Origin of the sequence: Microvirga lenta, assembly GCF_020532555.1 — a bacterium.
In the GTDB taxonomy this organism is placed as follows: domain Bacteria; phylum Pseudomonadota; class Alphaproteobacteria; order Rhizobiales; family Beijerinckiaceae; genus Microvirga; species Microvirga lenta.
Genome location: NZ_JAJBBR010000010.1, coordinates 38,874 through 52,903, shown reverse-complemented (window position 1 = coordinate 52,903; position 14,030 = coordinate 38,874). Strand labels below are relative to the sequence as shown.

The following is a 14,030-nucleotide window of genomic DNA, read 5'->3' as shown; positions in this document are numbered from 1 at the left end:
GGCCCTTCAGTTCTCGCGGAAGGCTCGGTTGAAGCTGTCCAGAACCGGACGCAGCATGTAGTGAGCAACGGTGAACTCGCCGGTCTTGATCAGAACCTCGACCGGCATGCCGGGCATGATCTCGACTTCCGGCAACTGGTGCAGCGCCGCCTCGTCGAGCTGAATGCGTGCCGTGTAATAGACCTGTTCGGTTTCCTTATCGACGAGCCGGTCTGCCGAGACATAGGTGAGGACGCCCTCCACCGGGGGAACGCGCCGCTGCTTGTAGGCGAGAAGTCGGACCCTCGCGGTGAGACCCGGCCGGACGAGATCGATGTCATCCGGCTTCACCTGTGCCTGAACGATCAATCTGTCCTGCTGGGGCACGAGGTCCATCAGAGGCTCGCCGGCGGCGATGACGCCGCCCGGAGTATGGATGCGCAGGTTGGTGACCGTACCCGCCTCCGGCGCCCGGACCTCCGTCCTCGCCAGCACGTCGGTCGCCGCCTGAATGCGCTCGAGGAGTTGAAAGATCTGGCTCTGCGTGTCGCGCAGGGCCAGGGCGATTTCCGAATGCCAGTCGCTTTGCAGCTTCAGGATCTGGGCCTCGGCCTCGCCGACCGCCTGCTCGGCGCGGGAGATCTGCGCCAGCGTGTCGCCGCGCCGGCCATCGATTTCGGCCTGCTCCCTTTCGAGTTGCAGCAGTCGCGGACGGGTCTGCAGGCCCTTGGCCACAAGGGGTGCGATTGCAGCCAGCTCCTCCTTGATGATCCGGGCACGCTTGGTGGCGGCACCTTCCTGGAAACGGAGGCCTTCGATCTCCCGCAGGGTCTGCCCCTTGCGCTGGCGGATGACGTCGATGCGCGATTCCTGAAGGCGGCGTCTCGTCTCGAAGATCTTCTGCTGGCCGCTCAGCACCTCCGTGACGGCCGGGTTGTCGGCTGCGGCCCTCGCGAGCCCTTCGGGGTACTCAAGCGCCTGATGTCCGTCGCGCTCGGCCAGAAGGCGGGCCTCCCGGGCCTGCGCATCCCATAGCTGGCCCTGCAGAACCTGGAGCGTGGCACGGGCCTTGGTATCGTCGAGGCGGATGAGCGGCTGGCCGGCGGTCACCTCGTCCCCGTCCTTCACCAGAATCCGCCCGATGATCCCTCCCTCCAGATGCTGAATGGTCTTGCGGCTCGATTCCGCTTCGATGGCGCCGCCCGCGATGGCGGCGCTCTCGAGGGGCGCCTGCGTCGCCCAGACACCGAACCCGATCACGAAGACGCCGATCAGCGCGAAGGCGCTGACCGCCAGGAAGCCCATGCGTTGAAACGGCGTCGGAGGAGGAGGCGGCAGGACGGCGGCAAGGTCCAGGACAGGAGTGTTTTTCCCGCTCCTCATGACACGGCCCTCTTCGCCTCGTCGAGCAGCATCGGCCCGTTCGACACATCCGGCAAGGACTGAGCGGGCCGGGTATCCTGGACCGGCTTCCGGCGTTCGTCGATGACCTGTGGCCCCTTGACCTTGATGGCCGTGCGCCCGCTCCTGATCTTCTCGGCCACGTCCCGGCGGGATCCGAAGGCATTCAGGGCGCCGTTCTCGAGGATCAGAACCTTGTCCGAGATGCTGAGGATACCGAGGCGCTGGGCGATGACGACCACGGTCACGCCGCGGTCGCGCATCTCAAGGATCGCCTGCCGGAGGGAATCCTCGCCGTCCTGGTCGAGGCTCGCGTTCGGTTCGTCCAACACGACGAGGCGGGGCTCGCCGAAGAAGGCCCGCGCCAGCCCGAGACGTTGGCGCTGCCCGCCCGAAAGGCGTGCGCCTCCTTCCCCGATATCGGTATCGTAGCCGTGCGGCAGGCGCATGATCGTTTCGTGCAGTCCCACCAGGGTCGCCGCAGCGATCACGTCCTCCGACGCAGCATCCTGCAGGCGGGAAATGTTTTCGCGAACGGTACCGCCGAAGAGCTCGACGTCCTGCGGCAGGTAGCCGAAATGCCCGTGGCCGCCCGACGCCATCCAGATCGACATGTCCGCTCCGTCGAGGCGCACGTGCCCTGCCGTGGGAATGATGACCCCGGCAATGAGCCGCCCGAGGGTCGACTTGCCGGCACCTGAAGGGCCGACGACGCCGAGCACCTCTCCCGATTTCAGACTGAAGCTGAGACGCCGGAGGGCCAAGGTGTCGGAGCCGGGCGGCGTGTAGCTCAACTGCTCGATGGAGAGATCGCCTTTCGGCCGGGGCAGCCACATGCCGGGCCCCTTGGGCGGAGCGGCGGCCATCAGCTTCTGCAGGCGGGCATAGCCCAGCCGAACGCTCGTGACCGCCTTCCACGTCCCGATGGCGCCTTCCACGGGGCCGAGGGACCGGCCGAGAAGGATCGAGCTCACGAAGATGGCCGCCGGGCTGATATCGTGGCGAATGACCAGCCAGGAGGCAAAGGCCATGACCGTGACCTGGGTGAAGAGGCGGACGAAGCGCGCGAGGGACTGAATGATCGCGCCGCGGGCACCTGCCGAGAGCTGGGCCTGCTTCGCCTCGACCTGCTCGTCGTGAAGGATGCGAGCCACGCCGGGCAGCATGCCCATGGCGCTGATGGCCTCCACATTGCGCAGGAGGGCCTCGAAGCGATGCTGGCTGTTGGACCAGGCCATGCTTGCACGGGCGACGGACCGGCGCGTCAGCGTCTCGTTGAGCAGCGCCAGGCCGAACAGGATGAGCGATGCGACAAGCCCGAGGATGCCGAGCAGCGGATGGACGATGATCATCGCCAGGACGAAGATCGGCGTCCAGGGCAGATCGAAGAGCGCGCTGCAGGCATTGCCGGCGAAAAAGGTGCGCAGTCCGTTCAGATCACGCCAGGACTGGGCGGCGGCCGTCGGATCGCTCCGGAGCGCGGCCTGAACCGCCGCCGTCAGGACCGAGGCCTGAATGCGGTCGTCGAGCCAGGTTCCGATCCGCGACAGCATCTCCCGGCGCAGGCCGTCCAGGATGGCGCTCACGGCGAGCGCGACGACGGCGATGCCGGTCAGCATCACGAGCGTGTCGATGCTGTGGCTCGACAGGACGTGGTCGTAGACCTGAAGCAGATAGAGCGGAACGGTCAGTGCCAGAAAATTGAGGAAGAAGCTCAGCGCGAACACCATGATGAGTGAGGCGCGGCAGAGCCTGAAGGCAATCTCGATCTCGGTCCGGGGACGGGTTCTCATCCACGATAGGGCCATGGGCGGCAGGTCTCCCATTGGTCTTCACGGGCGCCGGCAGACAACATCGCCCGTCGGCAGGGCGCGAAAGCGGCCTACGCTGCCTGAGGAGAGCGGCAGCGTAGGCCATGAGGCCCGGTCACGCTTTCGGGTGCCGGGCCTCGGCAGGAGATCGATCAGCCGAAGTCGCCGAAGTCGAAATCGATCGTGATCGCCTGGTCGGCGTCCTGATCCTGGACGACGTCCACATCGACCGCCTGGTCCTGCGCGACATCGACGTCGCCGGTATCCTGATCGACGTAGGACAGGGCATCCGCGTCCTGAGTGGCATCGCCCGAAGCATCGCCATCGGCATCGCCGTCGGCATTCGCATCGGCATCGTTGTCGGTGGATGCGTCGGCCGTCACCGTGCTGGTGGTATCGCCGCCCGTGCCTGCGCCGCCATCGCCACCGGCCCCGGCTCCGCCGTCACCGCCGTCGCCATTGCCGCTGGAGCCGCCCGCACCTGCGTCACCGTCGGCCGAGCCGCCAGCGCCGCCGCTGCCGGCCGCACCGCCCGTACCCGAGCCGCCTGCACCACCGGTGCCGGCACCGCCCACGCCATCGCCGCCTGCGCCACCGGCTCCACCAGCACCACCGGTGCCGGCGCCGCCAGCGCCACCGGCGCCACCTGATCCACCGGCTCCGCCAGTGCCGCCGGTACCTCCGGTTCCACCGGTGCCGCCACCGCCATCGGTGCCATCCGTCCCATCGGCGCCGCTCGTGCCGCCGCTGCCTTCAGTACCGCCGGCTCCGCCGTCGCCGCCGCCGCCGCCATCGGTGCCATTGCCTCCGGTGCCGTCACCGCCGTCACCGCCGTCGCCACCGTTGCCGCCCACGCCGTCGCCAGCCACGCCGTCGCCACCATCACCGAACGTATCGCCGCCGTCGCCGCCGTCGCCAGCGGCTCCGCCGTCGTTGTCCGTGCTGCCGCCATCGCCGCCGCTGCCGGTCGAGTCGCCACCATCGCCATCGCCGCCGTCACCGCCGTCACCGGCGCCGCCCGTGCCGTCGCTTCCGTCGACAGGGCTATCGATATCGTTCACGGCGTCTCCGTCGGAATCCGCGGTCGCGTCGGAGTCGGCATCGTTGTCGGTGAAGACATCAAGATCGGCATCATTGTCGGCGACCGCATCGGAGTCGGCCGTCTGGTCATTATCCTGATCGATATCGGCAACTTGGTCGGTATCGACGTCGACATCCGCGTCCTGATCCTGGACAAGGTCCTGATCAAAATCGAAGTCGAAGGTAAAGGTGTTGTTGCTGCCGGTGTTGGCGGTGCCTTCAGTGTCTTCTTCTTCCATGGTGCGCTCTCCCGTTTGACTGGCCGCTCCGGCAAGCATCTGCCATCGGAACGGACCGGGGGCGTCGGAGAATCACGATCGGATCCCGCACATCCCGCCGGCAGCAAAGACCTTCCTCGTTCTCGACCATGGGAAACAGTTGCCAATTCGCATCCGCCTAAAGGGTTTACGGTTGTTGCAGCATCATCTTCTTGGATGAAGCTGCAGCAAGCTGGGCCGAAAACTTGGCCGGGCTCGGCGAACAGCTTGGCAAGACCGCGGCAGGCGCCGGAACACAACGCGTTCCTCGGGATTATGGGACGCACTACTCCCGAAGGCTGACGGCTCATCCTATCGCAGGAGGCACGGGATCGATTCCGCCTCTGTCGCGACCGCCTCACCCTTAGGTGCCGATTGTGGGACGCCGGCTCCCGGCCGTATGTTCTGACGGAACGCACGGGCGACCGAGAAATCCCTCTCATAAAGCGATATGCCTATGAGAAGACGTGCAGAGCAAGAGACGCGAGCGAACGCCGGCAAGAACGGTCGGAGGAAACCGGACCTGCGGCCGCAACGCTCCACGTCTGGCCGGAAAGCAGTACATCCGAGCGCATCCCCTCTGGAGGAAGCCGGCAGGATCGTTCCCGCCTCCCGTGACCTCCTGTCCCGGCAGGCCAAGTTCGACGAGGCGGTTCAGGCGATCCGAGCCCTGGCCAAGGGCCACACTCCAGACCCGGTAGAGGCCATGATCCAGGGGAATCCCGATCCAGACTGCGAGAGGATCGCGTTTGCGACAGATGCGGACGGAGAGGCGGATCTGGAGCGGATCCTGGGTCTTTCCGGAGAAGATGCGGAGATTCCTGCAGAAGCCCCACATCCGATCCTGGGCAGGGCCGCAGAGGCCGGGATCCCGCCCCCGGAAGACGAAGCCAAGCCACGCCCGCTCTCCGGCCTCTCGGCAGCCCCGTTGTCGCGGAGCGACCTTCCGTCTCTGAGCCTCTTCGGCTGGACCGTCATGGCGGCGCAGCTCGTCGTCGCGGCCCTGCTCGCCGTCGCGGTCGCCGCTTGGTTCCCGGGAGGACGGAGCGTCCTCGGCGAACCGCCCTCCGCCGCTCCTGCCCTTCCCGATGGACCTCCGGGTTCCGGCGAAGCGTCATCTCCTGACCCACCTGCCCGCTCGCCTCGCGCCGACGATGCACCACCGCCCTCGCATGTGACAGGCTCGGAAGCACCTTCGGGCCGTAGCGATGCGGAGGCGTTGATCCGCGAATCCGAGGCCCTGCGGCGGGGCCTGACCATCCAGCGGCAGCGCCAGCCGCCCGATTGGATGACGGCGCCACCGCCTCCTCCGCCTGCTGCCACGTTTCCCGGTGCGCCGCATGCTCCACCGGGCAAGGACGAAATCGCGCTTCTGGAGCGAGCCAACCGTCTTCTGGCACAGGCGGATGTCGGCGCCGCCCGTCTCGTGCTGGAGAAAGCGGCGGCTCAGGGCAGCGCGAGGGCCATCTACCGTTTGGCACAGACCTACGATCCACAGGTGCTGGCAAGCTGGAGGGTGCTCGGGATAAGGGGCGATCCTTCCAAGGCGCGCGAACTCTATGCGAGAGCGAAGGCTGCCGGCCTGACCGATGGGGACATCGCCTCCCTTCGGGCTGTCCCCTAGACCGAGCTTCCGAATATCGGCACCAGAGCCGGCGCCGCGAGAGACGCTCCGGAGAGGAACAGCAGGACGAAGACGATGCGGCGCGTCGTTTTGGGGGAGAGCGGCGGCGGCCAGCGGCGTGCGGCATAGGTCGCTCCCATGACCATGGGAACCGCGAGAAGCCCGAACCAGGCCGAACCGGTCGGCAGGTTGCCGGTGAAACCCACGAGGCCGATACGGAACACTGCATTGAGCGCGAAGACCGTGACGAGGGTCTCGCGGATCTGCACGAGGGGCATCGGCTGACGATAGAAGTGATAGACGAGCGGCGGCCCTGCGGTGGAATAGAGCCCTCCCATCAGGCCGGCGATGCTGCCGAAGAACAGGAAGGAGCCCGAGCCGGACAGCCGGCCCAGAGGCTCGGGCTTTCGCGCGAGCTGGAGGCTGGACACGATGATGATGAGACCAAGGATCAGGCGCAGGAGATCGGTACGGGTCTCGGCGAGCCACTCGAGCAGGGCATAGCCCGCGAAGAGAAACGGCACGCTCGTCGCCATGACGAGCCAGAACTCGCGCCAGGCGACATCGCGCCAGCCCTTGAGGAGCATCTGCGTGGCGTTGACCAGGGTGAGCACGCTGACGATCGCCGCCGCATCCGTCAGCGGAAGCAGCCCGGTCAGAGCGATCCCGCCCATGGTGATCAGCCCGAAGGCGAAACCGGTCAGGGTCTGCGCATAGGCTGCGGCCCCGGCGAGAAGAAGAAAGCCCACCAGCTCCGCAGCTGACATTCCTCAGAGATCCTTCAGGCCTGCGAAGAGCTCCGAGAAGGCGGAGCCCGCCCGATGGAATACGGGCGGCTGACCGTAAGGCACGGCCACCGTGACTTCCTCGCCGCCCGCGAAGGTTCGGCCGGACCATACATGGACCCAATCCGCGCCCTTCGGAAGGTAGGTCGTCCATTCGGTCCTGCCCGCCTGCCAGACGGGAGCCACGAGCAGATCGGGCCCGTAGAGATAGGCGTCCTGGATCGTGTAGGCGCGGGCATCGTCCTCGAAATGCAGGAAGAGCGGCCGCTGCACCGGCAACCCGCGCGCGGAGGCCTCCGCCACGAGCGACTTCAGGTACGGCACGAGATGCACATAGACCTGCGTCATCCGAGCGAAGTGGCGGAGCACCTCCGGGTCCTGGTCGATCTGCAGGTTGTCGCGCGGCCGATTGCCCTCGTGGGTCCGCATGACCGGCGTGAAGGCCCCCATCTCTGCCCAGCGGATGATGAGTTCTGCAGTGCGGACATTGCCGAACAGGCTCGTATAGCCGCCGATGTCCGAGTGGTGATAGGCGTTGCCGAGGAGGCCCGACGAGAGGGCGCCCGATATCACCGTCACGAGACCGTCGTGACGGGTGAAGTCCACCGACTGGTCCCCGGCCCAGAGCAGCGGACAGTATTTCTGCACGCCCGTGAACCCCGCGCGCATGAAGAACAGGATCTCGCCCGTCTTGCCGCGGCTTTCCACCGCCCGGGCATTCACCTCGGCCCAGAGGGTCGGCCAGGCATTGTGCATGAGCTTCGCATCGACGCCGTTGGCGAGATGCACGTCGATGGGCAGGTACTCGCCGAAATCGGCCATCCAGCCCGAAAGGCCGAAATCGAGCATGTTCTGCCCGATCACCCGTTCGGCGAACCATTCCACCGCGTCGGGATTGGTGAAGTCCACCACGCCGCAATCGAACTCGCCGAAGTCCACGAGGGCAGTCTTGCCCGCCTCGTCCTTCGCGAAATAGCCCGCCGCATCGGCCTCGGGAAACAGCGATCCGTCCACGGCAAGGTACGGATTGACATAGCCGAGGAAGCGGATACCGCGCTCCGCCATCTCGGCGATGCGCTGGCGCAGGCCCGGATAGCGGTCCTCGTTCGCTTTCCAATCCCAGAACAGGCGCGCGCCGAAGGAAGTGTTGCGCAGGCCCACCCAGTCCTCGCACCAGAGGCCGGACACTTTCGTTCCGGCCGCGACGATGGCGTCGAGCCGCTCGTAGGAGCGCGCCCCGTCCTTCAGGCCGATGATGGCGCCCCCATAGACCCATTCGGGCAGAGGCGGCTGACGGCCGAAGCGCTCGGACAGCGTCTCGACCAGGGCGAGAAAGGTCGGTCGAGACGCAAGCTCGATCCGCTCCGGCACAGCCCAAACCTCGATCTCGTGGAACCCTTCGCGACGGAAGTCGAAGGCGGAATAGGCGGTCGTCTCCACATGGAGCGCATAGCGACGGGACGAGACATAGGTCGGCTGCGGGTAATTGGTATTCCAGTAGTCGCCGCCCGACTTGCCCGTCACGTCCGCCTTGAAGGTGATCTCCGTCGACTTGTCGCGCCCGACGCCGGGTTCGGAAGTCCATAGAGGAAAGCGGCGACCGCGCATGTCGAAATAGGACATCTGCTCGCCGCCGCCCCAGACATGCTCATCCGCCTCGGCCTGAACCCGCAGCCAGACACGGTTGATCGACAGATCCTGAGCATTGAAGAAGACGACGCCGTTGCGCTCGTCGCCCGAAATGCTCAGCGTGAGCCGCACAGGCTGCCCCGGCGCGGACGCGAAGGCGATGTCGCAGCCGTCGTCCGTCCCGGTGATCTCGGCGTGAGCGAGAGGCGTGCGCTCGACGACATAGTCCTCGATGTCGAAATTGCCCCGGTACATGTCCATGCGCGCTTCGCCATGGCCGACGAAAAGGCATGGAACATCGCTCCGGTGGCGCAGGATAAGCCTGCCGTCGAGGAGGAGGTCGAAGCCGTTGGGTTGTGTCTGGATCTGCATGGAAGGGCTCAGTTCTGGGTCAGGCCGGCATCGACGACGAAATTGGACCCGGTACAGCCCGCGCTCTCGTCCGACGCCACGAAGAGGGCGAGCTTCGCCACGTGGCTGGCGTTGAGGCGGAACTTCAAGGCCTGGAGATCGATGAATTGCTGGTTGAGCTCCGGCGTGAGCCAGAGCTTTTCCTGCCGCTCGGTGAGAATGGCGCCGGGCACGATGCAGTTCACGCGGATGCCCGACGGGCCGAGTTCCCGGGCAAGTGTCTTGGTCATGCCGTTGATGGCGGCCTTCGCGGTGGTGTAGCCGACCATGCCGGGGCGGCCGCGCATCCAGGAGATGGAACCCAGCATGATGACCGAGCCGCCCCCCGCCTTCGCCATGCCCTTGGAGACGGCCTGCGTGGCGAAGAACTGGTGGTCGAGATTGAGGGAGAGCGCCCGGCGCCAGTACTCCGGCTCGACCTCCGCCATGTCGTGGCGGTCGTCCTTGCCGGCATTGTTGACGAGAACGTGGATGCCGCCAGTGTCGCCTTCGATGCGGGCGAGCACGTTGCGCAGGGCCGGAATGTCGGTCACGTCACAAGCATGAAAGGTCGCGCCGGTCGCGGCGGCAAGCGCCCCTCCCCGCTCCTTGTCGATATCGATGAAGGACACCCGCGCCTTCTGAGCCACGAAGGCTTTCACCATCTCCTCGCCGATGCCGGAGGCGCCGCCGGTAATCACCACGGAGCGGTCTTCGAGCGAGCGATACTGAACAGTCTGGTAGTCGAACGGCATCGGTGCCTCGGGAACTAAACGGCGGGGTCGAAACGATATTCCGGCAGGCCCGGCACATCCACCGGCATGGAAAAGAGGCTGCCCGAATGCGGGAAGGTCGCCAGCTCATCCTCCGGGCGGCTGTCCCGCGCCGAGGTGACGAAGAGGGTCTTCCGCTCGGGACCGCCGAAGGCGACCATGGTGGGGCAGCGGGCCGGCACCGGATATTCCCCGATCAGGCTTCCGTCCGGCGCATAGCGCTGCACCCTCCCGCCTTCGAAGAGCGCGGTCCAGTAGCAGCCTTCCACATCGACCGCCGCACCGTCGGGACGGCCGCGGTCGCTCTCGGTCGGCGTCAGACGCACGAACAATGTCCGGTCGGAGGCCTCGCCTGTCGCAGGATCGTAGGAATAGCGCCAGACGGTGAAGGTCGGCGTATCCGAATGGTAGAGAGTGCGCCCATCGGGGGAGAACGCGACGCCGTTGGAGGTCAGGAGGCCGCCGGCAAGCGGCACGAGCCCGCGCCGGTCGTAGCGGTAGAGATGGGCCTTTCCGCCGGCCTTCGGCTCGTCGATGGTTCCGGCCAGGAAGCGCCCCGCCGGGTCCACCCGGCCGTCGTTGAACCGGCTGGTGTTCTGGTCCTCCGGGTTGTCGGCGAGCTTCTTCTCCGGCTTGCCCTCGCGGTCGAGGAGCCAGATGCCCGACCGGAACCCGGCAACGAAGCCGCCGTCTTTCCTGAAGCCGTAGCACCCGATTTCCTCGGGCATCGTCATGGCGACGTGCTCGCCCGTTCCAGGCTTGTAGCGGTGGAGCGCCTTGCCCTTGATGTCGACGAAGAACAGGGCCTGCTCCTCATCGGACCATTTCGGGCATTCACCCAATTGCGCCCGAACGTCGAGCGCGACGGTCGCGTTCATGGAGCGAACCTCAATAGGCGGCAGCTGCGGGCGCCACTTGCACCGGCTGGTCGCGAAGCGCGCCGAGCCAGTCTGTGGCGCGGCCGGTCATCATGGCGATGTCGGAGGCGATGGCGGCGAAATCGTAGCCGTAGTCGATGAAGCGGCGCACCATCTCGGGATTGGGACCGACGATGCCGACGGGCTTTCCGGCGGCATGGGAATCCTTCGCGGCCTTCGCAATGAGAGCCTGAACCTCGGGATGCGTGATGTTGCCGATATAGCCCATGGCCGCAGAGAGATCGCCCGGCCCGACGAAGAGCGCGTCGACGCCCGGCACGGCTGCAATCTCCGGCAGCCGCTCGATGGCCTCCGGCGTCTCGAGCTGGACGATCACGGCCACCTCGTCGTTCGCCCGCTTGAGATAGTCGGACGCGCGGCCGAACCGGGAGCTGCGATGGACCGCAGCGACCCCGCGCACGCCGTGCGGCGGATATTTGGCGAAGGCGACCGCCTGACGGGCTTCCTCGGCGTTCTGAACGAAAGGCACCATGATGGTCTGGGCGCCTGCATCGAGAACGCGCTTGATGAGGATCTGGTCGTTCCAGGCCATGCGGACGACCGCCTCGGCCGGCGTGCAGCCGATGGCGCGCAGGATGTGGGCCAGATCCGCCACCTCGATCGGCACGTGCTCCATATCGACCACGAGGAAGTCGAAGCCCGTATAGCCCATGGCCTCGGCGGTGGCGGGAGCCGCCGCCATCAGCCAGGTTCCCAGCGGCGGTTTCGGGCCCGCTCCCTGAAGCCAGCGCTTGAAGCGGTTTTCGATGTCGATCATGGCGTCCTCAGAAGATCACGGGCTCGGCCACCGGGCCGGGCGCGCTCAGGAAATCGAAGTCGCAGCCCTCGTCGGCCTGCGAGACATGGCGCTGGTAGAGGGCGGCGAAGGAGCGCCCGTAAACCGGCGCGGTCGGCTTCCACTCGGCCTTGCGGCGCTCCAGTTCGGCTGGAGCGACGCGCATGTCGAGCCGCCCGGCCGCCACGTCCAGCTCGATCAGGTCGCCCGTCTTGAGGAGACCGAGGGGGCCTCCCACGGCGGCTTCGGGTGCCACGTGCAGAATGCAGGTGCCGTAATGGGTGCCGCTCATGCGCCCGTCGCAGATGCGGACCATGTCGCGCACGCCCTGCTTCAGGAGCTTCTTCGGAATGGGCAGATTGCCCCATTCGGGCATCCCCGGCGCTCCCACGGGGCCCGCATTGCGCAGGACGATAACGCTGTCCTCGGTGATGTCGAGATCGGGATCGTCGATGGCCTTGTTCATCTCGGCCGGGCTGTCGAAGACGATGGCCGGGCCCACATGCTTGAGGAATTTGGGGTTGGCAGCCGAGGACTTCATGACCGCGCCGTTGGGAGCGAGGTTGCCCCGGAGCACGGCCAGGGTCTTGCCCTGCGAGAGCGGCACCACCGGGTTGTTGGGGCCGCGGATCACGTCGTCGTTCCAGCACTCGGCATCGGCGATGTTCTCGCCCAAGGTCCGGCCGTTGACCGTCTTTGCCTCCGGATCGAGATGGGCCTCGAGCTTCTTGAGCATCGCCAGCAGGCCGCCTGCGAAATAGAAATCCTCCATCAGGTACTCGCCCGACGGGAAGAGATTGGCGCAGACCGGCACCTTGCCGGCCATGTCGGACATGTCGTCGAGGGTCAGCTCCACTCCGGCGCGGCGGGCCATGGCGATCAGGTGAACGGCGGCATTGGTCGAGCCTCCGAGCGCCATGTAGGCCACGAGTCCGTTGCGGAAGCTGCGTGCATCGAGGATGCGGGAGGGCTTCAGGTCCTCCCAGATCATCTCCATGATCCGCTCGCCGCAGGACGATGCCATGCGGGTATGCCCGCTGTCCGCGGCCGGGATCGAGGAAGCGCCCGGAAGCGTCAGGCCCATGGCATCCACGATGGAAGTCATGGTGGAGGCCGTTCCCATGGTGTTGCAGGTGCCGATGGAGCGGGTCATGCGGCTTTCCAGGTCGACCCAATCGTCCTGCGTGATGTTACCGGCGCGCAGCTCGTCCCAATATTTCTTCGTATGGGTTCCGGCCCCGGTCTTCACGCCGCGCCACTGCCCGTTCGACATGGGACCCGCCGGACAGAAGATCACCGGAAGATCCATGCTGATCGCGCCCATGAGCAGGCCGGGCGTGGACTTGTCGCAGCCGCCGAGCAGCACCGCCCCGTCGACCGGGTGGGAGCGCAGCAGTTCCTCCACCTCCATGGCCAGGAAGTTGCGGTAGAGCATGGTGGTGGGCTTCACCATCACTTCGCCGACGGAGAGGGCGGGCAGCTCAACGGGGTAACCGCCGGCCTGCCACACGCCGCGCTTCACGGCTTCGGCCCGGTCGCGCAGGTGCGAGTGGCACGGGCTCATGTCGCTCCAGGTATTGAGGATGGCGACAACGGGCTTTCCGAGGAATTCCTCGCGGCGCATGCCCATCTGCTGTGTGCGCTGGCGATGCGCGAAGCCGCGCATGTCGTCGGAGGCGAACCAGCGCTGGCTCCGCAGGTCTGCGAGGGGTCGGCGTGTCATGGGAAAGTCCTCAACCTTTGATGCCGCCGGAGGTCAGGCCCGACACGACGCGCTCCTGGAAGATCACGATCAGAACCGCGACCGGCACGATGCCGACGACGAGCGCCGCCGAGATCACCGGCCAGGGGAAGGCGAACTCGCCCTGATAGAGCGTGATGCCGACCGGCAGGGTGCGCAGCATGGGATTGGAATTGAATGAGAGAGCGAGCAGGAACTCGTCCCAGGCATTGACGAAGGCCAGGATGCCCGCGGTGAACACGCCCGGCGCCGAGAGTGGCACGACGACCTTGAACAGAGCGCCGATGCGGGTGCAGCCGTCGATCATGGCGGAGTTTTCGAGGTCGCGCGGAATGCCCTCGAAGAACGAAACCAGGATCAGGGTGCAGACCGGCAGGCTCAGAACCGTGTAGGGCAGGATCAGCGCCACCCAGGTATTGAGGAGGCCGAGCGCCCGCATGATCTCGAACAGAGGCACGAGCAGGGTCACCAAGGGGAAGGTCGAGACGGCGATGATCGCCGACAGGATCAGATCCCGCGCCCGCAGTTGCAGGCGCGCCAGGGCATAGGCCGCCAGAACCGATACGAACAGGGTCAGTGCGGTCGAAAGGATCGCCACCATGAAGCTGTTGAACAGAAAGAGCAGCAGCGGCTGGTCCGTGAAGGCGCGCAGGTAGTTCGCGATCGTCGGCGCATGAGGCAGCCAGGTGATCGGCTTCACCGTCAGCTCCGCTTCGGTCTTGAGCGAAGTGAAGAGGATCCACAGGGCCGGAAACATGCCGTTCATCACGAGGATGAACGCGATGAGAAGCCGCAGCGGCTTGCCGGAGAGGAGCGACTGGGTTGCAGGTGCTTCGGCGTTCATGGC

The 14,030-nt window shown here is 66.4% G+C and carries 11 protein-coding genes; 1 reads left to right on the top strand and 10 read right to left on the bottom strand.

Going from position 1 to position 14,030, the window contains the following annotated elements; all coding sequences use genetic code 11:
• Positions 1–6 precede the first annotated feature (6 nt).
• The 3 genes from LGR44_RS16225 to LGR44_RS16215 all read right to left on the bottom strand — a co-directional run bounded on the left by LGR44_RS16225 (position 7) and on the right by LGR44_RS16215 (position 4,510).
• Positions 7–1,362 (bottom strand): HlyD family type I secretion periplasmic adaptor subunit, encoded by a 1,356-nt coding sequence (locus LGR44_RS16225; protein WP_226741754.1) that lies wholly within the window; start codon positions 1,360–1,362, stop codon positions 7–9.
• On the bottom strand, positions 1,359–3,188 hold the full coding sequence (locus LGR44_RS16220; RefSeq protein ID WP_226741753.1) for a type I secretion system permease/ATPase: 1,830 nt from the start codon (positions 3,186–3,188) through the stop codon (positions 1,359–1,361). Before LGR44_RS16220 ends, LGR44_RS16225 begins: the two co-directional genes overlap by 4 nt.
• A 155-nt stretch (positions 3,189–3,343) precedes the next feature.
• The gene (locus tag LGR44_RS16215) at positions 3,344–4,510 is read right to left on the bottom strand and encodes a hypothetical protein (protein WP_226741752.1); all 1,167 of its coding nucleotides are present in this window, start codon (positions 4,508–4,510) and stop codon (positions 3,344–3,346) included.
• A 475-nt stretch (positions 4,511–4,985) separates the two neighbouring features.
• Here LGR44_RS16215 and LGR44_RS16210 point away from each other — a divergent pair, with 475 nt between their 5' ends.
• Positions 4,986–6,152 (top strand): SEL1-like repeat protein, encoded by a 1,167-nt coding sequence (locus LGR44_RS16210; RefSeq protein WP_226741751.1) that lies wholly within the window; start codon positions 4,986–4,988, stop codon positions 6,150–6,152.
• Here LGR44_RS16210 and LGR44_RS16205 read toward each other — a convergent pair.
• Genes LGR44_RS16205 through LGR44_RS16175 form a run of 7 tightly spaced genes read right to left on the bottom strand, consistent with a single transcriptional unit; the run spans position 6,149 to position 14,027 of the window.
• Complete coding sequence (locus LGR44_RS16205) at positions 6,149–6,919, bottom strand: sulfite exporter TauE/SafE family protein (RefSeq protein ID WP_226741750.1); 771 nt, start codon at positions 6,917–6,919, stop codon at positions 6,149–6,151. The two genes, LGR44_RS16210 and LGR44_RS16205, sit on opposite strands and share 4 nt — an antisense overlap.
• Positions 6,920–6,922: 3 nt before the next feature.
• Positions 6,923–8,938, bottom strand: coding sequence for an alpha-glucosidase (locus LGR44_RS16200; RefSeq protein WP_226741749.1), 2,016 nt, complete (start codon positions 8,936–8,938; stop codon positions 6,923–6,925).
• An 8-nt stretch (positions 8,939–8,946) separates the two neighbouring features.
• Positions 8,947–9,711 carry an SDR family NAD(P)-dependent oxidoreductase gene (locus LGR44_RS16195; RefSeq protein ID WP_226741748.1) on the bottom strand — a complete coding sequence of 255 codons (765 nt, stop codon included), beginning with the start codon at positions 9,709–9,711 and terminating at the stop codon, positions 8,947–8,949.
• A 14-nt stretch (positions 9,712–9,725) separates the two neighbouring features.
• Positions 9,726–10,607 (bottom strand): SMP-30/gluconolactonase/LRE family protein, encoded by an 882-nt coding sequence (locus LGR44_RS16190; RefSeq protein WP_226741747.1) that lies wholly within the window; start codon positions 10,605–10,607, stop codon positions 9,726–9,728.
• A gap of 10 nt (positions 10,608–10,617) precedes the next feature.
• Positions 10,618–11,424, bottom strand: a complete 807-nt coding sequence (locus tag LGR44_RS16185) for an HpcH/HpaI aldolase family protein (protein ID WP_226741746.1) — start codon at positions 11,422–11,424, stop codon at positions 10,618–10,620.
• 7 nt (positions 11,425–11,431) lie between these two features.
• Positions 11,432–13,165 (bottom strand): L-arabinonate dehydratase, encoded by a 1,734-nt coding sequence (gene araD, locus LGR44_RS16180; protein WP_226741745.1) that lies wholly within the window; start codon positions 13,163–13,165, stop codon positions 11,432–11,434.
• Positions 13,166–13,175: 10 nt separating this feature from the next.
• Positions 13,176–14,027, bottom strand: a complete 852-nt coding sequence (locus LGR44_RS16175; protein ID WP_226741744.1) for a carbohydrate ABC transporter permease — start codon at positions 14,025–14,027, stop codon at positions 13,176–13,178.
• Positions 14,028–14,030 lie beyond the last annotated feature (3 nt).